Origin of the sequence: Salinisphaera japonica YTM-1, assembly GCF_003788585.1 — a bacterium.
GTDB lineage: Bacteria > Pseudomonadota > Gammaproteobacteria > Nevskiales > Salinisphaeraceae > Salinisphaera > Salinisphaera japonica.
Genome location: NZ_AYKG01000001.1, coordinates 83127 through 100196, shown reverse-complemented (window position 1 = coordinate 100196; position 17070 = coordinate 83127). Strand labels below are relative to the sequence as shown.

Sequence of the window (17070 nt, the reverse complement as noted above, 5' to 3'; positions counted from 1 at the left end):
AGACGGTCAGTCGCGATAACGGCGGGTCAGATCGGCAAACGCATCGATCCGCCGATCACGCAGGAACGGCCAGATACGCCGGACTTGCTCGCTACGATGCATATCGATATCGGCGACAACCAGCTCGCCCGTCTCGCCGCCTTGCGCCAGGGTTTCGCCCTGGCAGCCATAAACGAAGCTGTGGCCCCAGAAGCGAATCTGGGTATCGGCCTCGCCCTCGATGCCCACACGGTTCGAGGCCGCCACGGGCAGGCCGTTGGCGATCGCATGCCCGCGCTGTACGCCCTGCCAGGCGCCCAGCTGGCGCTGCTGCTCTTCAGCGTCGTCGGTCGCGTCATCCCAGCCGATGGCGGAGGGATAGATCAGAAGTTCGGCCCCGGCCAGTGCCATCAGCCGCGCGCCTTCCGGATACCACTGGTCCCAGCAGACCATCACGCCGAGCCGGCCGATCGAGGTGTCGATGGGCGTGAACCCCAGATCCCCCGGCGTGAAATAATATTTTTCGTAATATTCCGGATCATCGGGGATATGCATCTTTCGATAGCGCCCGGCGATCGTGCCGTCACGATCCAGCACCACGGCCGTGTTGTGATACAGCCCGGGCGCCCGGCGCTCGAACAACGAGGCCACCACGACCACGCCGGCTGCCGCCGCGGCTGCGCCCAGACGCTCGGTCGAGGGCCCGGGGATGGCTTCGGCGTGATCAAAGCGCGCTGGATCCTCGATTTGACAGAAATAGGGTGTGTTGTGCAGCTCGGGCAGAATGACAAGCACGGCACCGGCGGCACCCGCGGCAGCGATATGGCGCTCGGCGGTGGCCAGGTTGACGTGGGCCTCGGGTGCACAGGCGTATTGGGCGATCGCGATCTTCACCAACGACTCCTTGATTAGATCGGCAGCGCCGGTATCTGCATGGCCGCGCAGTGCAGCCCGCCGTGCTGGCGAATCAGTGCGCGGCTGTCGATACGGATGAGCCGACGATCGGGAAAACAGTCCGCCAGGCGGGCGGCCGCGATATCATCGGCCGGGTCGGCAAAGACGGGCATCAGAATACAGCCGTTGGCGATCAGGAAATTGGCATAGCCGGCGGGCAGGCGATGGCCGTCGTCGGGATCATACTGCGGCGCGGGCAGCGGCAGCGCCACCCGGCGATAAGTGCCGCCCTCGGCCGGGGTCAGCACCGACAACGCACGGGCCAATTCGGCCAGTTCTTCGTAGTGGGCATCGGTTTCGTCGTCACAGGCCTGGTAGACAAGCGTGGTCTCGTCGACAAAGCGCACGAGGGTATCGATATGACCATCGGTATCGTCGCCCAGCAGATCACCGTGCGCCAGCCAGTGCACGGTATGGGCGCCCAGCGTGTCCCGCAGCCGGTCTTCAAGCGTGGCCTGATCCAGGTCGGCGTTACGCTTGCCGGCAAGCAGACAACGCGTGGTTGTTAGCACCGTACCGGCGCCGTTGGATTCGACCGAGCCGCCTTCCAGCACGATATCCAGACGATCCAGCGGATCGGCGCCCAGCCAGCCGCCGGCATGGAGCTGGGCACAGAGCGCGTCGTCGGCACGGGCTGAAAACTTGCCGCCCCAGCCGTCGAAGCGAAAATCCAGAAACCGGCGCTGGCCGTCAACGATCACCGTGATCGGGCCGGTATCGCGGGCCCAGATATCGTCGGCGGCCACCTCGGCCACACACAGACCGTCATGCGCCAGACGGCCGTCGGACTGGCGCTGGCCGATGTCATATCGAGCGTCGGGATCCGGGGCGACCAGAATGACCGGTTGGCGCGCCACCAGCGCGTTGATCGCGGCCTGCAGCGTGTTCCGGGCATCAACCAGGCCGTTGCCCCAGTCGCCGTCGCGGCGGGGCCAGACCATGAGCATGGCCGCCTGCGGGGCCCATTCAGCGGGCCAGAAGGGTGTACTCATTGCAATCGATATGTCTCGTTATCAGGCCGGTCGATTCAGGATACGCCGGCGCGTCGACCGGGTTGCAGCACAGGCCGTCGCCGAAATGTTCGTATCCCCCGACCGGCCACTGTGATTAAATGCGCGGCGATGTTTAGACCCCTCGAACTCTATATCGGCCTGCGCTACACGCGCGCCAAGCGCCGTAATCATTTCATATCGTTCATCTCGGCGATATCGATGGGTGGCATCGCGCTCGCCGTGATGCTCTTGATTACGGTCTTGTCCGTCATGAACGGCTTCGAGTCGGAGCTGCGCGACCGTATTCTCGGCATGGCCGCGCACGTCGAAGTACAGTCCGCCGACGGCGCGGTCGAAGACTGGAAGTCGTTGCGCGAACGTGTAGATTCGCGCAACGGCGAGATCAAAGCCTCGGCGCCGTATGTCTCGGGCCAGGGCATGGTGCGTTCGGGGCGTGCGATTTCCGGCACGCTGCTGCGGGGCGTGGATCCCAAGCTCGAAGCCGACGTATCCGATGTGGCCGGCAATATGGTGGCCGGTTCGTTCGACTCGCTCGTGCCCGGCAAGTACAACATCGTGCTCGGCGTCGATCTGGCCAATCAGCTCGGGGTGGGCGTCGGTGACGATGTGGATATCCTCATTCCCCAGGCCACCGTTACCCCGGCCGGCATCGTGCCGCGCTTTCGACGCTTCCACGTCGGCGGGATCTTCTCGGTCGGCATGTACGAGTACGACAGCGGCATGGTGCTGATGTCGATCGGCGATGCCCAGAAGCTATATCACATGGGCACGGGCGTGACCGGCCTGCGGCTGCGTCTGGATGATCTGTTCGCCGCCCCGAAGGTCAGCCAGGAGCTGTCCAACACGCTGCCGTATCGCTATCGCGTGACGGACTGGACCCGCCAGAACGCCAACTTCTTCCACGCCGTGGCCACGGAAAAGACCATGATGTTCATCATCCTGAGTCTCATCATCGCCGTGGCGGCCTTCAATATCGTATCCATGCTGGTCATGGTGGTCACCGACAAGCAGGGCGATATCGCGATCCTGCGCACGCTGGGCATGAAACCGCGATCGGTGATGACGATCTTCATCACCCAGGGCATGCTCATCGGCGTGATCGGCACGATCATCGGCGTGGTGCTGGGCGTGCTGCTATCCGTGAACATGGTGCATATCGTGCCGTTCGTGGAGAGCGTGCTGCATACCAGCCTGTTCTCGGCCGACGTCTATTACATCAGCCAGCTGAAGGGCGAGCTGCACTGGCACGACGTCTGGCAGATCTCGGCGCTGGCGCTGGGCCTTGCCTTCCTGTCCACGCTGTATCCGGCCTGGCGGGCCGCGAGAATCCAGCCGGCCGAGGCACTGCGCTATGAGTGATTACGTACTGGCCGCCAAGGGCGTGACCAAAACCTTCACCGAGGTACGCGAGCCGATCACGGTGCTTTCGGACGTGAGTCTGAACGTGACCCCGGGGGCGCGTATTGCCGTGATCGGTGCCTCCGGCTCGGGCAAATCCACCTTGTTGCATCTGCTTGGCGGGCTGGACGTGCCCACCCGCGGCACGGTGGAGATCGCCGGCCAGGACATGACACGCCTGTCCGATGCCGCGCGAGGCCGCCTGCGCAACGAGCGCATGGGCTTCATCTATCAGTTCCATCATCTGTTGCCCGAGTTCACCACCGCCGAAAACGTGGCCATGCCGCTGCTCATCCGGCGCGGCTCGAACAAACAGGCGCTGGCTCGGGCCCGCGATCTGCTGGACAAGGTCGGGCTGGGCGATCGGCTGGAGCACAAGCCCACGGAACTCTCCGGCGGCGAGCGTCAACGCGCGGCCGTGGCGCGCGCCCTGGTCACCCAGCCGGCCTGTATCCTGGCCGACGAGCCCACGGGTAATCTCGATCATCGCACCGCGGCCAGCGTGTTCGACCTGATGCTCGAGCTCAACGCCGAGCACAACACCAGCCTGATCATGGTGACCCATGATCGCAGCCTGGCCCAGCGCATGGATGAGATCTGGACCCTGACCGACGGCCACCTGGCCCAGGTCGACAAGGCCACCGTCGCGGATTCTGTCATTCGCTAGTTCTTTCTAGGGCACGAGTTGTGTTCTTTAGGATTGTTGTCCGCAAATAAACGCGAATGAGCGCAAATTTGGGCTTCGGGGTACGCCCGGGCTTGGCGTCGTCGCACTTTTTGTTGCCGCCTTCTGGCTTGGCAATTCAGGGGTTTCGAGCCGGCAGGCTTTGTTCGACGTCTGACCTACGCTGGATACACGGCGTGTGTTTTTGGATGAACGCCAATAGCTGTTGGTTGTTCAGAGAGCCTGAGTCTTTTTCTTGAAGACTGTTGTCCGCAAATGAACGCGAATCCACGCGAATATGAGTTTCGTGGCGCGCCTGAATACGGCGTCGTCGCGCTGCTCTTGCTACAGGCGAACGGTTCGTCGTTTCAGGCACGGCTGAGCCCACGGCCTGTTCTTGGAACTTGCCGGACTTCAAACGTACGCCACGCCGTCACCGGATGAACGCAGATGCCGCAACGCTTATTTGCGTTTATTAAGGCAACGACCGAACCAGGACATGCCACTCGATGAAAGCAGACCGGTCCGCGGCCCACGCGAGCCTTCGTTTCGCAAGCGGCCAACGCCCCGGGCGTCTGCTCTCAAACGCCATCGCCCCGCGCCCCCCGAAGCCCATATTTGCGTGGATTCGCGTTCATTTGCGGACAAACAAAAGAACGCAGCCTCAAACCCCAAAACCGCCTGGCCCATGGCGTCCATCGAGGCAACGGCCACGCCAGGACATACGACTCGACAAGAGCGCGCGGTCCGCGGCCCGCGCACGCTTGTGTCGCAGACGACTAACGCGCCGTGACATAGCGGCCGGACGCCAAATCACGGCGAGCCGCAAACCCCACATTCGCGCTCACTCGCGTCCATTGGCGGACCGATCGAGAGAACAACCCCTCAAACGCCAACAACACGCTTGGCCGAGTCGCCCGGCAGTTCACGGGCCAGCTTGGGCACGAGATAGCCTGGCAATACGGCGGCCACGGATCGCATGAGTGCCGCGGCCCGGGTTTCGTCGACCTCGAAATGATGCACGCCGGCCACGCGATCCAGCAGATGCAGGTAGTAAGGCATGACGCCGGCCGCGAACAGAGCTTCGCTGAGCGCGACCTGGCTGTCGCGGTCGTCGTTGACGCCGGCCAGCAGCACGGCTTGGTTGAGCAATGTCGCGCCGGCGGCCTTGAGGGCGGTCAAACGCTCGACGACGCCGGGCGCAAGCTCCTGGGCGTGATTGACGTGGATGACGACGACGACACGGGCGCGGCGGGCCGCCACCCAGGCGATCAGGCCATCATCGATACGCTCGGGCAGGACGATCGCGGTGCGCGTATGCATGCGGATCCGCGCGACGTGGGGCGTGGCGTCCAGCGCCTTGCCAATCACCGTGAGTCGTTCGTTGGTCAGCGATAACGGATCGCCGCCGGACAGGATGATTTCGGCCAGGGTGTCATCGGCGGCGATACGGGCCAGGGCCTCGCGCAGGTGAGAGCCGCCGGCGTGGTGCGCGCCGTAGTCGAAATGGCGCCGGAAACAATAGCGACAGTGCACCGCGCAGGCCCCGGTGGTGATCAGTAATGCGCGCCCGTGATACTTGTGCAAGAGGCCGTCGCCAGCGTCACTTGCCAGATCACCCACGGCATCTGCGCCAAAGCCGGGTTTCGACTCGGTTTCGGCGCCAAGCGGCAACACCTGACGCAGCAGCGGATCGTCGATATCACCGGTTCGAATACGCGCGGCGTAGCCCGCCGGCACGCGAAGCCCGAACAGCTGGGCGGCGCGCCGGGCCGCCGGCTTGTAGGTCACGGGCAGGGCCAGGGTATGAAACAGCGTATCGACGTCGGTGATCGCCTCGCGCATGGCCTGCTGCCAGCCCGTGACCGGATACGATAGACTGCGCGCCGCAACGTGCGGGCCAGTCGCTTGGGGTGGAGACATCGCCATGGGCTTATTTTACCCGTTCCACGATTCGCGCTGCCTGATCCGAGACAGGCGCGACAGCATATGAGGATGTTCGAGCCATGGCGCAGTATTCAACGCAACAGTTCAAGGGCGGTCTGAAGATCATTCTGGACGGCGACCCGTACAGCATCGTCGAGAACGAGTTCGTCAAACCCGGCAAGGGCCAGGCGTTCAGCCGCGTGAAGGTGCGTAACCTGAAGACCGGCCGCACCATAGAGCGCACCTTCAAATCGGGCGACAGCGTCGAGGCCGCGGACGTATTCAACCTGGATCTGCAGTTTCTGTATCACGACGGCGAGTTCTATCACTTCATGGACCCGGCCAGCTTCGAGCAGTACCAGGCCAGTGAGGCAGCGGTTGGGGATGCGGCCAAGTGGATCCAGGCCGAAGACAAATGCGATGTCACGCTCTGGAACGGGGTGCCACTACAGGTCGATGCGCCGAACTTCCTCATCTCGCGGGTCACCCAGACGGATCCGGGCGTGCGTGGCAACACCTCATCGGGCGGCACCAAGCCGGCCACGCTGGAAACGGGTGCCGTGGTTCAGGTGCCGTTGTTCATCGAAGAAGGCGAGCTGTTGAGAGTGGATACACGCAAGGCCGAATACGTCTCGCGCGCCAGCGAGAGCTGATCGGCTCGTGGCGCTGACTGGCGCCAGCGGTGTTGTGCCAGAAATGCTGGCCGAGCGCGCGGCCCTATTGGCCACGTTGCGCGACGAAATGGCCGCCCGCGGCATGCTGGAGGTCGACACGGCCCTGTTGTCGCCGGCCGCGCCGTGCGAGCGCGCGCTTGAGTGTCTGGCCGTGGGCGGGGCGGGCTATCTCGTACCGTCGCCCGAGCACGGGCTGAAACGCCTGCTGGTCGAGACACGGCGCTCGCTCTATCAGCTGGGCCATGTCTTTCGGGCCGGCGAGGTCGGGCGCTGGCACAACCCCGAGTTCACCATGCTCGAGTGGTATGAGCTCGGGGGCTCGATGCAGGATGCCGTTGATACGCTCGGTACGGTGCTGGCCGCCGCCGGCGCGCCTGCGTTGGGGCGCCAGCGGACATACCGCGCCGTGTTTACCGACACGCTCGCCCTCGACCCGTTAACAGCCTCGCTGGATGATCTCGAGCGGTGTGCCGATGCCCATGGTGTGACGCCGCCCGAAGCCCGCGGTGATCGTGTTTTCTGGCTCGATCTGTTGATGGGCCTGGTGGTTCAGCCCCGCCTGGGGACCCAGGGCCCAGAGATCGTCACCCATTTTCCGGCCGATGACGCCGTGCTCATCGCGCTCGACGGCGATGACGCACGCGTGGGTCAGCGCTTCGAGTGTTTCTGGCAGGGCATCGAGCTGGCCAACGGGGCGAAGGAGCTCACCGATCCCCGGCTGGCACGACAACGCATGCAGCGCGAACAGGACGTGCGCATCGAGCAGGGCCAGGCCGAGCCACCGATCGATGAGCGACTCCTGGCCGCGATGGCCACCGGCCTGCCCGAATGCGCCGGTGTCGCTCTGGGCGTGGATCGGTTATTGGCGCTCTTGACGGGCAAGCCACGTCTGGCCGAGGTCATTCCGTTCGCCTGGCCGGCGCGCTGAGCTTCTATCTATCGGCGCCGGCCGAGCGATTGATTCAAGCGCACGGCCTGGCCGCTGGCCAGTTCGGGGGCGAAGTCCACCGCGTCACGGCCAAAGACCAGAATAGCGCTCGACCCCAGACAGAAATGACCCATTTCGTCGCCGCGCGCATAGGCCGGAGCCTTGTCATCAAAGTCAGTGCGCCGCGGTGACCGGCGGTGCGGCGGGCAGATCCGGCCTGTGGCCACGTCGTGGATGCCGCCCACGATGAACGCCCCCACCATCACGACGGCCATCGGCCCGGCCGCGGTCTCGAATACGCTCACCAGGCGCTCGTTTCGCGTGAACAGGCGCGGCACGGCGCGCACGCAGCGTGGGTTGACGCCAAACAGCCGGCCCGGCACGTAGCGCGTCGATAGCAGCCGCCCGGCCAGCGGCATATGCACGCGGTGATAGTCGTGTGGGGCCAGATACAGCGTGGCGTAGCGCCCACCGGCAAACCGCGCGGCCAGATCGGGATCGGCCAGCAATTCCGCCAGATCATAGGCCAGGCCCTTGGTCTGGAAGATCCGTCCGTATTCGATATCGCCAAACGCACCGAGCTGGCCGTCGACCGGGCAGGCCAGCGCATTACCCGCTGCCGGCACGGGGCGTTGCCCGGCAGCCAGCGCACGGGTGAAAAACGCATTGAACGAGGCATAGGCGGCCGGGTCGGGCTCGGCGGCTTCCTGCATATCAACGGCCGGATACCCTTTCAGGAACGCGCCGATGAGCGCGCGCTTGAGCCACGGGGTGGTGTTGTCGGCCAGCCAGAACGCGCCGTGCGAGATCAGCCGGGTCGGCAGACAGGACAGCAGACCCGCGAAAAGACGATCGCCGGGGCTGGCGTTTGGGGCAGTGGGCATGAGGCAGGTTATGGGTTGGCGCAAACGCAGTGTAGGCGGCTCGGCCGCGACGAGGAAATCGCCGGGCGTCCGCGAAAGCGATCAATGTGGTTTATCCTACGGCGCTGATCCGACAAGCGATGAACCGCGCATGGCCGATGCAACAGACCCGATGGACGACGTCACCACGTCGCTCACGCGAATCGTCGATTATATCCGTTGGGGCGCCTCGCGCTTCGTGGCCGCTGACCTGTCTTATGGTCACGGCAGCGATAATGCGATCGATGAAGCCGCCCATCTGGTGTTGGACAGCCTGGGCCTGGATCATCATCTGCCGGACGCCTATCTGGCGTCGCAGCTCACACACGCCGAGCGCGGCGCCGCGATCGCGATCATCCAGCGCCGTATCGACACCCGCCTGCCGGCGCCTTATATCACCGGCAAGGCCTGGTTCGCCGGGCTGGAATTCTTTGTCGACGAGCGCGTGATCGTCCCGCGGTCGCCGATCGCCGAGCTGATCGAGGCCGGCTTCCAGCCCTGGCTGGGTCATCGCGAGCCGCTGGCGATTCTGGATCTGTGCACCGGCGGCGGGGCAATCGCCATCGCCTGTGCCGAGGCCTTTCCCGATGCGCGCGTCGTGGCAACTGACGCCAGCGATGATGCGCTGGCTGTGGCCGAAATCAACCGCGACAAGCACGACGTGGGCCCACAGCTGGAGCTGGTCAAAGCCGATATTTATGACGGCCTGGCCCAGCAGCGCTTTGATCTGATCGTCACCAACCCGCCGTACGTGACTAAAGACGAGTATTCCGGGCTGGATCCGGAGTTTCAGCACGAGCCGGGCTTTGCCTTCCACGGCGATGCCGATGATCTGGATCTGGTCGAAAAGATTCTGTTCGGCGCGCCGCATTATCTGGCCGAGGACGGTCTGCTGATCATCGAGGTCGGGGCCTCGGCCTATCTGCTGGAAGAAAAATACCCGGATTTGCCGGTCACCTGGATCGAGCTGGAGCGGGGCGGCATGGGCATCGGCGCACTCGAGGCCGAAGATCTGGCGGCCTGGGTCGCCACACAGCACGAGGCAGGCTAGCCATGGCCGGTAATACCTGGGGCCAGCATTTCACCGTCACCTCTTTCGGCGAATCCCACGGCGCGGCGATCGGCTGCGTGATCGACGGCTGTCCGCCCGGCATCGAGATCGACGAAGCCCTGTTGCAGATCGATCTGGATCGGCGCAAGCCGGGCACCTCGCGCTATGTGACCCAGCGCCGCGAGGCCGACGAGGCACGCATCGTCTCCGGCGTGTTCGAAGGCCGGACCACCGGGACGCCGATCGCGATCATCATCGAGAACACCGACCAACGCTCGCGCGACTATTCCAAGATCAAGGACGTGTTTCGGCCCAATCACGCCGATTATGCCTATAACCAGAAATACGGCTTTCGTGATTATCGCGGCGGCGGGCGCTCCTCGGCGCGCGAGACAGCCGTGCGTGTTGCCGCCGGGGCCGTGGCGCGCAAGATGCTGGCGGATCGCTACGGTATCGATATAACGGGCTATGTTTCCCAGATCGGGACCATCAAACTGGGCGCCCCTGACCCGGCCGCCGCACGTACCAACCCGTTTTTCTGTGCCGAGCCGGCCCGAATTCCCGAGTTGGAAGATTATATCAACCAGATCCGGCGTGACGGCGACTCTGTGGGCGCACGTATCGAGGTCATGGCCGCCGGTGTGCCGGCCGGCTGGGGCGAGCCGGTATTCGACCGGCTGGATGCCGATATCGCCAAGGCGCTGATGAGCATCAACGCGGTCAAGGGCGTGGAGATCGGCGACGGCTTCGACGTGGTGGCCATGCGCGGCTCGGCGCACCGCGACGAGATGACGCCGGCCGGGTTCAAGACCAACCACTCGGGCGGTATTCAGGGCGGCATATCCTCGGGCCAGACGATCCACGCGAGCATGGCCTTGAAGCCCACCTCCAGCATCACGATTCCCGGCGATACCGTGACCACCACCGGCCAGGCCACCGAGATGCATACCACCGGGCGCCACGATCCCTGCGTGGGCCTGCGTGCCACGCCGATCGCCGAAGCCATGCTGGCCATCACGCTGCTCGATCACGCCTTGCGTCATCGCGGCCAGAATGCCGACGTGGTGCCCGGCATGTCGCCCGTGCCCGGCACGATCGATTGATGGGATCGCGCAGCGCGCGGTTCGTGTTGCTCGCCGGGCTGCTGGCCAGCGGCCCCGCGGTCGCCCAAGGTGACCAGAGTGGCCAGAATGTCGAAAGCGGCTCAATCGAATCGATTCATGCCGCACTCGAGACAGGCAACGCCGGCCTGGCCGTGCAGCGTGCCGATCAACGCCTGGCCGAACACGACAACGAGGCCCAGACACGGTTTTTGAAGGCCAGCGCGCTGGCGGCAACCGGCGCCAACGCGGCCGCGCTGTCGATTGTCAGCCGCTTGCGGGCCGAGTACCCCGAGCGTGCGGACATCGCCAACAATCTTGGCGTGCTGCTTGCGCGCACCGGCCAGCTGGCTGACGCCCGGGCGGCCCTGGAAGACGCCAGCACGCTCGCCCCCGACGACACGGCCATCAAACGCAACCTGGGGGATGTGTATCTGGCCCTGGCACAACGGGCTTACACGGCCGCCGGCAGCGAAGGGGCTGAGCGCCGCGCGCGGCTGGGCGACATGCTGCCGGCACTTGATGACGTCGGCCGCCCGGCTGTCGAAAGCCCGGCCGTATCGCGCCCTCAGGCCGCAATCGCAGACGTCCTGCGAGACCGAGCCGCCGCCCGCGCGAACCGCGATTTCCAGGCCTGGCTGGCCAGCTATAGCGATGATTTCACGCCGGCCAACGGCCAGAGCCGGGCCGAGTGGCTGAGCGCCGCCCGCGAGATCTTCGACGCGCCGGGGCAGCCCGCGGGGCCAATCCGCGATATACAAGTGGCCATCGATGCGCCCGGTCGCGCGCGTGCGACCTATCGCCAGCCAGACGATGCCGGGGGCGTGGCCCGCCGCGCGGCGTCATTCGTGCAAGAGGACGGCCAATGGCGGATGGTGTCCCAGCGCGCCTCAGCGCTCGGCCTCGAGACGCGCTAGGGCGTATTGAGGTTTCATACGAGCCCGCGTTGGCGTCCGCAAATCGTGTCCTGCAAGGCGCGAGTCGCCGCATCGTGGCGTGTCACGATCAAGACTCGCAACGCCGCAGGGCGCCCATCTTCGATTTTTTATGGGCGGCCCAACCCTTCGGGACAAGCGCTGTCTTACGGCAATACAGCGTTCCAGCCCACTAGCGCAGAATGACTGCGCGGCGCGGGCTACGCCTCGTCTTGCCGTAAAACAGCGCTTGGCGCGGACTCGTATGAAACCTCAATACGCCCTAGAAGCGCCCGGGCCGCATTGGAAAGATGCCGCTGGGGGTGGCGCACCACGCCGAGGGTGCGCGACATGACGAGCTTCGGCACGCGCGGCTCATAGAGCGCATGTGGCATGGCCTTGGGCAGAATCGTCCAGCCCAAACCCACCCCGGCCAGCATGGCCAATGTCTCCAGCGAATGACTGGTCATGCGGGCCTGCGGCGCTGCCTGATGCGCTGCGAAGGCGTCACGCAGGATCGCGTAGGTATGGCTTTCCACCGGGGGCAGAACCGCGGGCACCTGTGCCAATTCGTCGACGCTCAGCGCCCGTCCATCGGCCAGCTCGTGCTCGGGGCTGACATAGATCCCCAGCGGATCGTGCCAGATCGGCGTGGTGACGAGCCGCGGATGATCGATGCGCGGCAGGGTGATCACGGCGAGTTCGCTCGTGCCCGCCACAACCCGCTCACAGGCTGCTTCTGAATCCTCGAAGACGATCTGTGGGTCCACCGCGGGGAAATCGGCGATATAAGCACGCAGCACCGGCGGCATGCGATGCATGGCCACGTGATGCGACAGCGCGATCGAGAGCTCGCCCTCGATACGCGTGTTCAGGTTCGCAAGCGCGCGATCCCCGTCGGCCAGTGCGGCCAGCGTCTCTCGGGCATAGGGCAGGTAGGCACGGCCGGCCTCGGTCAGGCTCACCCCGCGCGCCACGCGATCCAGCAGCCGATAGCCCAGGCGCGCCTCGAGTGCGGCCACGCGCTTGCTGATACCGGGCTGGCTCAGATGCAGTCGGGCCGCGGCCTCGTTGAACGAGCCGGTCTCGGCGATAGCCACGAAGGCTTGCAAGGCATCGATGCGCATGGGCCTATTCTAGGCCCGATGCATTCCGAATTGGAATCGAGCGCGCATAAAGATTCATTTGAGTCATCGACAGCCCGAGCCTATGATCGCGACACGCCCGGCACAGGAGCCCACCCATGGCACAGACGCTGTACGAAAAAATCTGGAACGAGCACTGCGTGACCGCCGACCGCGACAACGCGCTGCTGTATATCGATCGTCACATGGTGCATGAGGTGACCTCGCCCCAGGCGTTCGAGGGCCTGCGCCTGGCCGATCGCGGCCTGTGGCGTGTCAGCGCCAATCTCGCCGTGCCTGACCACAACGTGCCCACGGCCAATCGCGACGGCGGTATCGCCGACCCGATTTCGCGGGCCCAGGTCGAAGCACTCCAGATCAACTGCAACGATTTCGGTGTGCGTCTGTTCGGCGTGGGCGACCCGCGCCAGGGCATCGTGCATATCATCGGCCCCGAGCAGGGCGCGACCCAGCCGGGCATGACCATCGTCTGTGGTGATTCACACACCGCTACTCACGGCGCTTTCGGGGCGCTAGCCTTCGGGATCGGCACCTCGGAGGTCGAGCACGTACTGGCCACCCAGACACTGCCCCAGGCGCGCTCCAAGACCATGCTGGTACGCGTGGACGGCCAGACCGCGCCGGGTATCTCGGGCAAGGACATCATGCTGGCCATCATCGGCAAGATCGGTACCGCGGGTGGCACGGGTTATGTCTTGGAATACGGCGGCCAGGCGATTCGTGATCTGTCGATGGAAGGGCGCATGACCATGTGCAACATGTCCATCGAGGCCGGCGCGCGCGCCGGTATGGTGGCGGTGGACGACAAGACCATCGACTACATGCGCGGGCGCAACTATGCCCCCGAGGACAGTGACTGGGAGACCGCCGAGGCCTACTGGCGCACGCTCGTCTCCGACGATGACGCTGATTATGATCGCGTGGTCACGCTGGATGCCAGCGAGATCGCGCCGCAGGTCACCTGGGGCACCTCGCCCGAAATGGTCGTGCCGATCACCGCACGCGTGCCCAACCCGACAGACGCCCGGGACACCAGCCAGGCCAACGGCTGGACACGCGCGCTGGATTACATGGATCTCACGCCCGGCGTGCCCATGACCGAGATCATGCTCGACAAGATCTTTCTGGGTTCGTGTACCAACGCCCGGATCGAGGATCTGCGCGTGGCCGCCAAGTACCTCGAGGGCCGCAAGATCGCGCCGAACATCAAGCTGGCCATGGTCGTGCCCGGCTCAGGGCTGGTGAAACTTCAGGCCGAGAAAGAAGGCCTGGACACGATCTTCAAGGCCGCGGGCTTTGAATGGCGCGATGCCGGCTGCTCCATGTGTCTGGGCATGAATGACGACAACCTCATGCCCGGCGAGCGCTGTGCCTCGACCTCGAACCGTAACTTCGAGGGCCGCCAGGGCAAGGGCGGGCGCAGCCATCTCGTCAGCCCGGCCATGGTGGCCGCGGCCGCGGTCTACGGTCATTTCGTGGATATCCGCGAACTGGACGTCACCGCGTGAGCCGGTCGGCCGAACACGCCGATCGCGATTGGTCGGCGGCCGACTACGGCCAGCATGCCGGCTTCGTGGTCGATCTGGCCGCTGACCTGGTCGACTGGCTGGCACCGCCCCCCGGCGAGCGCGTGCTCGATCTGGGCTGTGGTGATGGCACCATGAGCCTGCGTCTGCTGGCACGCGACGTGGCCGTGACCGGCGTCGATGCCAGCCCGGCCATGGTGGCCGCGGCCTGTGAGCAAGGCGTGCCCGCGATGGTGCTCGACGGCCACGATCTGGCCACGGGCACGGCCGGCACCGGCTACGACGCCGTGTTTTCCAATGCCGCGCTGCACTGGATGAAACACGATCCCGATGCCGTGATTGCCGGCATCAAGACCGTGCTGCGCCCGGGCGGGCGTGTCGTGGCTGAGTTCGGCGCGACGGGCAACATTGCCCCGATACAGGCCGCGCTTCGCGCCGAGGCAGAAGCTCGGGGCCATGACGCGGATGCGCTCGATCCGTGGTTTTTCCCGACCGAAGCTGATTATCGCGATCGATTGGAAAACGCTGGGTTCAGCATCGAGCGGATCGAATGCTTCGAGCGCCCGACTGATTTGCCCAGCGACATGGCCGACTGGCTGACCACGCTGGCCCGGCCTTTTGTCATGGCGTTTACCGCCGGAGCCGAGCGCGACGCCTATGTCTGTGACGTGGTCGAGCGTTTACGCCCGGAACTGGCTGATGCCAACGGCCATTGGCATGCCCCTTATGTGCGGCTGCGACTGATCGCCCGCAAACCCGAACAGGACTGACCCCATGCAAGCATTCACGATTCACGAAGGCCTGGTCGCGCCACTTGATCAATCCAACGTCGATACCGATGCCATCATTCCCAAGCAGTACCTGAAATCGATCCGCAAGACCGGCTTCGGGCCGTATCTGTTCGACGATATGCGGTATCTGGACGCCGGCGGGCTGGACGTGGATATCGGCCAGCGCCGCGAAAACCCGGATTTCGTGTTGAATCAGGATCCCTGGCGCGGGGCCTCGATCCTGCTTACGCGAGAGAACTTCGGCTGTGGCTCCTCGCGCGAGCATGCGGTCTGGGCGCTCGAGAATTTCGGCTTCCGGGCCGTTATCGCCCCGAGCTTTGCCGATATCTTCTACAACAACTGTTTCAAGAACGGTGTCCTGCCGATCGTGCTGGCCCACGACGAAGTCGACGCGCTGTTTGAAGCCGCCAACAACCCGGCCGGCCTGACCCTGCGTATCGACCTGAACGAACAACTGATCAGCCAGGCCGACGGGCCGAGCTATGGCTTTGCCGTCGACGCGCATCGCCGCGCCAGCATGCTCGAAGGCCTGGATCATATCGGCGAAACGCTCAAACAGGCCGAGGCGATCCGGGCCTTCGAGGCCGAGCGCAAGCACCAGAAGCCGTGGCTGTTCCGCGAACTTTGACCCTAGGCTTTGTTCAGGCGCGAAACGCAATAGAGACGGTCCGCAAATAGACGCGAATGAGCGCAACCAAGAAAAACAATCCGCCGATGAACGCCGATGGCCGCCGATGAATGAAGACGGTCATCCGCAGACTTAGCAGATTGGCGTTGAAGTACGGCGTGCCCTGTGTCGTTGCCGCTCTCTTGAGCCATCCGCTTTGCTATCTTTTAAATCTGTGGAATCTGCGGATGATCTTGTCTTCATCGGCGGAAATCGGCGTTCATCGGCGGATTGTCTTCGTCTTGTTCACTTTCAATTTGCGTTCATTCGCGGACGAATTTTTCCTTAAAAGGACGCATCAATGACGTCACGTATTCTGGTCATGCCCGGCGATGGGGTCGGGCCCGAGATTTGTCGCGAGGCGGTGCGCGTGCTGGACGTGCTGGCCCACGATCACGGGCTCGATATCGAGCTCGACGAAGCGCTGGTCGGCGGCGCGGCCGTGGACAGCGCGGGTGATCCGTTACCCGAGGACTCGCTGGCCGCAGCCCGCGAGGCCGATGCGATTCTGTTCGGCGCGATCGGCGGGCCGAAATGGGACAGCCAGCCGCGCGACAAGCGTCCGGAATCCGGTCTGTTGCGGCTTCGATCCGAGCTGGGGCTATTCGCCAATCTGCGCCCGGCGATTCTCTACTCGCAGCTGGCCCATGCCTCCTCGCTCAAGAAAGAGATCGTGGCCGGGCTGGATATCATGATCGTGCGCGAGCTGACCGGCGGCATCTATTTCGGCAAACCGGCCGGCCAGGGCACCACCGATGCCGGCCGGCGCGAAGCCTGGAACACCATGCGCTACGACGAGGACGAGATCGTGCGTATCGGCCGCCGTGCCTTCGAGATCGCCCGGGCTCGCGGCGGGCGGCTGTGCAGCGTGGACAAGGCCAACGTGCTGGATGTCTCCCAGCTCTGGCGCGACGTGATGAACGAGCTGGCCACGGCGTATCCGGACGTCGAGCTGTCGCATATGTACGTGGATAATGCCGCCATGCAGCTGGTGCGGGCCCCCAAGCAGTTCGACACGATCGTGACCACCAACCTGTTCGGCGACATCCTGTCGGATACGGCCGCCATGCTCACCGGCTCGATCGGCATGCTGCCCTCAGCGTCGCTGGATGCCGCGGGGTGTGGCATGTACGAGCCGGTCCACGGCAGCGCGCCCGATATCGCGGGACAGGGCGTGGCCAACCCGCTGGCCACGATCCTCTCGGTGGCGATGATGTTGCGCTATACGCTCGAGCGCGGCGACCTGGCTGACAAGGTCGAGACCGCGGTCGGCGCCGTGCTCGATCGCGGACTTCGTACCCGCGACATCATGGACGATGAGACGCAGGTCGCCAGCACCCAAGAGATGGGAGGCGCGATCGTCGATATGCTACGTTGATGTAAGCATTTGATAATAAAGACAGCCTGGGGCGCAGCGGCACCGGACCGAGCCGCTTGG

Annotated in this window: 16 protein-coding genes; 11 read left to right on the top strand and 5 right to left on the bottom strand. The window is 64.7% G+C overall.

What is annotated here, in order from left to right; all coding sequences use genetic code 11:
• Positions 1-6: 6 nt before the first annotated feature.
• The gene (locus SAJA_RS00460) at positions 7-873 is read right to left on the bottom strand and encodes a carbon-nitrogen hydrolase (RefSeq protein WP_148070946.1); all 867 of its coding nucleotides are present in this window, start codon (positions 871-873) and stop codon (positions 7-9) included.
• Positions 874-887: 14 nt separating this feature from the next.
• On the bottom strand, positions 888-1925 hold the full coding sequence (locus tag SAJA_RS00455) for an agmatine deiminase family protein (RefSeq protein ID WP_123656686.1): 1038 nt from the start codon (positions 1923-1925) through the stop codon (positions 888-890).
• Positions 1926-2054: 129 nt separating this feature from the next.
• Here SAJA_RS00455 and SAJA_RS00450 point away from each other — a divergent pair, with 129 nt between their 5' ends.
• Positions 2055-3305 carry a lipoprotein-releasing ABC transporter permease subunit gene (locus tag SAJA_RS00450; RefSeq protein WP_123656685.1) on the top strand — a complete coding sequence of 417 codons (1251 nt, stop codon included), beginning with the start codon at positions 2055-2057 and terminating at the stop codon, positions 3303-3305.
• Positions 3298-4011, top strand: coding sequence for a lipoprotein-releasing ABC transporter ATP-binding protein LolD (gene lolD, locus SAJA_RS00445; RefSeq protein ID WP_123656684.1), 714 nt, complete (start codon positions 3298-3300; stop codon positions 4009-4011). The genes SAJA_RS00450 and lolD overlap by 8 nt, the downstream gene beginning before the upstream one ends.
• An 882-nt stretch (positions 4012-4893) precedes the next feature.
• Here lolD and epmB read toward each other — a convergent pair.
• On the bottom strand, positions 4894-5937 hold the full coding sequence (gene epmB / locus SAJA_RS00440) for an EF-P beta-lysylation protein EpmB (protein ID WP_123656683.1): 1044 nt from the start codon (positions 5935-5937) through the stop codon (positions 4894-4896).
• A 77-nt stretch (positions 5938-6014) separates the two neighbouring features.
• Here epmB and efp point away from each other — a divergent pair, with 77 nt between their 5' ends.
• Complete coding sequence (gene efp / locus SAJA_RS00435) at positions 6015-6587, top strand: elongation factor P (protein WP_123656682.1); 573 nt, start codon at positions 6015-6017, stop codon at positions 6585-6587.
• Between the two features lie 7 nt (positions 6588-6594).
• Positions 6595-7536, top strand: a complete 942-nt coding sequence (locus SAJA_RS00430) for an EF-P lysine aminoacylase GenX (protein ID WP_123656681.1) — start codon at positions 6595-6597, stop codon at positions 7534-7536.
• A gap of 8 nt (positions 7537-7544) precedes the next feature.
• Here the strand turns inward: SAJA_RS00430 and asd are convergent, their stop codons facing one another.
• Positions 7545-8420: an archaetidylserine decarboxylase gene (gene asd / locus SAJA_RS00425; RefSeq protein WP_123656680.1), complete on the bottom strand. Its 876-nt coding sequence runs from the start codon at positions 8418-8420 to the stop codon at positions 7545-7547.
• Between the two features lie 130 nt (positions 8421-8550).
• Here asd and prmB point away from each other — a divergent pair, with 130 nt between their 5' ends.
• From prmB to SAJA_RS00410, 3 genes are read left to right on the top strand one after another with little or no spacing between them, the layout of a single operon-like run.
• Positions 8551-9489 carry a 50S ribosomal protein L3 N(5)-glutamine methyltransferase gene (prmB, locus tag SAJA_RS00420; protein ID WP_245963182.1) on the top strand — a complete coding sequence of 313 codons (939 nt, stop codon included), beginning with the start codon at positions 8551-8553 and terminating at the stop codon, positions 9487-9489.
• 2 nt (positions 9490-9491) lie between these two features.
• A complete protein-coding gene (gene aroC / locus SAJA_RS00415) occupies positions 9492-10592 on the top strand; it encodes a chorismate synthase (RefSeq protein ID WP_123656679.1) in 1101 nt (366 codons plus the stop codon).
• A complete protein-coding gene (locus SAJA_RS00410; RefSeq protein ID WP_123656678.1) occupies positions 10592-11506 on the top strand; it encodes a nuclear transport factor 2 family protein in 915 nt (304 codons plus the stop codon). The genes aroC and SAJA_RS00410 overlap by 1 nt, the downstream gene beginning before the upstream one ends.
• A 218-nt stretch (positions 11507-11724) precedes the next feature.
• Here the strand turns inward: SAJA_RS00410 and SAJA_RS00405 are convergent, their stop codons facing one another.
• Complete coding sequence (locus SAJA_RS00405) at positions 11725-12630, bottom strand: LysR family transcriptional regulator (RefSeq protein ID WP_123656677.1); 906 nt, start codon at positions 12628-12630, stop codon at positions 11725-11727.
• A gap of 116 nt (positions 12631-12746) precedes the next feature.
• Here SAJA_RS00405 and leuC point away from each other — a divergent pair, with 116 nt between their 5' ends.
• The 4 genes from leuC to leuB all read left to right on the top strand — a co-directional run bounded on the left by leuC (position 12747) and on the right by leuB (position 17010).
• Positions 12747-14156 (top strand): 3-isopropylmalate dehydratase large subunit, encoded by a 1410-nt coding sequence (leuC, locus tag SAJA_RS00400; protein ID WP_123656676.1) that lies wholly within the window; start codon positions 12747-12749, stop codon positions 14154-14156.
• On the top strand, positions 14153-14944 hold the full coding sequence (locus tag SAJA_RS00395) for a class I SAM-dependent methyltransferase (RefSeq protein WP_123656675.1): 792 nt from the start codon (positions 14153-14155) through the stop codon (positions 14942-14944). Before leuC ends, SAJA_RS00395 begins: the two co-directional genes overlap by 4 nt.
• Positions 14945-14948: 4 nt before the next feature.
• Positions 14949-15593 carry a 3-isopropylmalate dehydratase small subunit gene (gene leuD / locus SAJA_RS00390; RefSeq protein WP_123656674.1) on the top strand — a complete coding sequence of 215 codons (645 nt, stop codon included), beginning with the start codon at positions 14949-14951 and terminating at the stop codon, positions 15591-15593.
• A 340-nt stretch (positions 15594-15933) separates the two neighbouring features.
• Entirely contained in the window at positions 15934-17010 is a 1077-nt protein-coding gene (leuB, locus tag SAJA_RS00385) for a 3-isopropylmalate dehydrogenase (protein WP_123656673.1), read from the top strand.
• Positions 17011-17070: the final 60 nt, after the last annotated feature.

Bases quoted from the DNA above. Each gene is read 5' to 3' on its own strand.
- lolD (WP_123656684.1), top strand. From the start codon at position 3,298: ATGAGTGATTACGTACTGGCCGCCAAGGGCGTGACCAAAACCTTCACC.
- asd (WP_123656680.1), bottom strand. From the start codon at position 8,420: ATGCCCACTGCCCCAAACGCCAGCCCCGGCGATCGTCTTTTCGCGGGT.
- SAJA_RS00410 (WP_123656678.1), top strand. From the start codon at position 10,592: ATGGGATCGCGCAGCGCGCGGTTCGTGTTGCTCGCCGGGCTGCTGGCC.
- SAJA_RS00455 (WP_123656686.1), bottom strand. From the start codon at position 1,925: ATGAGTACACCCTTCTGGCCCGCTGAATGGGCCCCGCAGGCGGCCATG.
- leuB (WP_123656673.1), top strand. From the start codon at position 15,934: ATGACGTCACGTATTCTGGTCATGCCCGGCGATGGGGTCGGGCCCGAG.
- aroC (WP_123656679.1), top strand. From the start codon at position 9,492: ATGGCCGGTAATACCTGGGGCCAGCATTTCACCGTCACCTCTTTCGGC.
- efp (WP_123656682.1), top strand. From the start codon at position 6,015: ATGGCGCAGTATTCAACGCAACAGTTCAAGGGCGGTCTGAAGATCATT.
- epmB (WP_123656683.1), bottom strand. From the start codon at position 5,937: ATGGCGATGTCTCCACCCCAAGCGACTGGCCCGCACGTTGCGGCGCGC.
- leuC (WP_123656676.1), top strand. From the start codon at position 12,747: ATGGCACAGACGCTGTACGAAAAAATCTGGAACGAGCACTGCGTGACC.
- leuD (WP_123656674.1), top strand. From the start codon at position 14,949: ATGCAAGCATTCACGATTCACGAAGGCCTGGTCGCGCCACTTGATCAA.
- prmB (WP_245963182.1), top strand. From the start codon at position 8,551: ATGGCCGATGCAACAGACCCGATGGACGACGTCACCACGTCGCTCACG.
- SAJA_RS00450 (WP_123656685.1), top strand. From the start codon at position 2,055: ATGTTTAGACCCCTCGAACTCTATATCGGCCTGCGCTACACGCGCGCC.
- SAJA_RS00405 (WP_123656677.1), bottom strand. From the start codon at position 12,630: ATGCGCATCGATGCCTTGCAAGCCTTCGTGGCTATCGCCGAGACCGGC.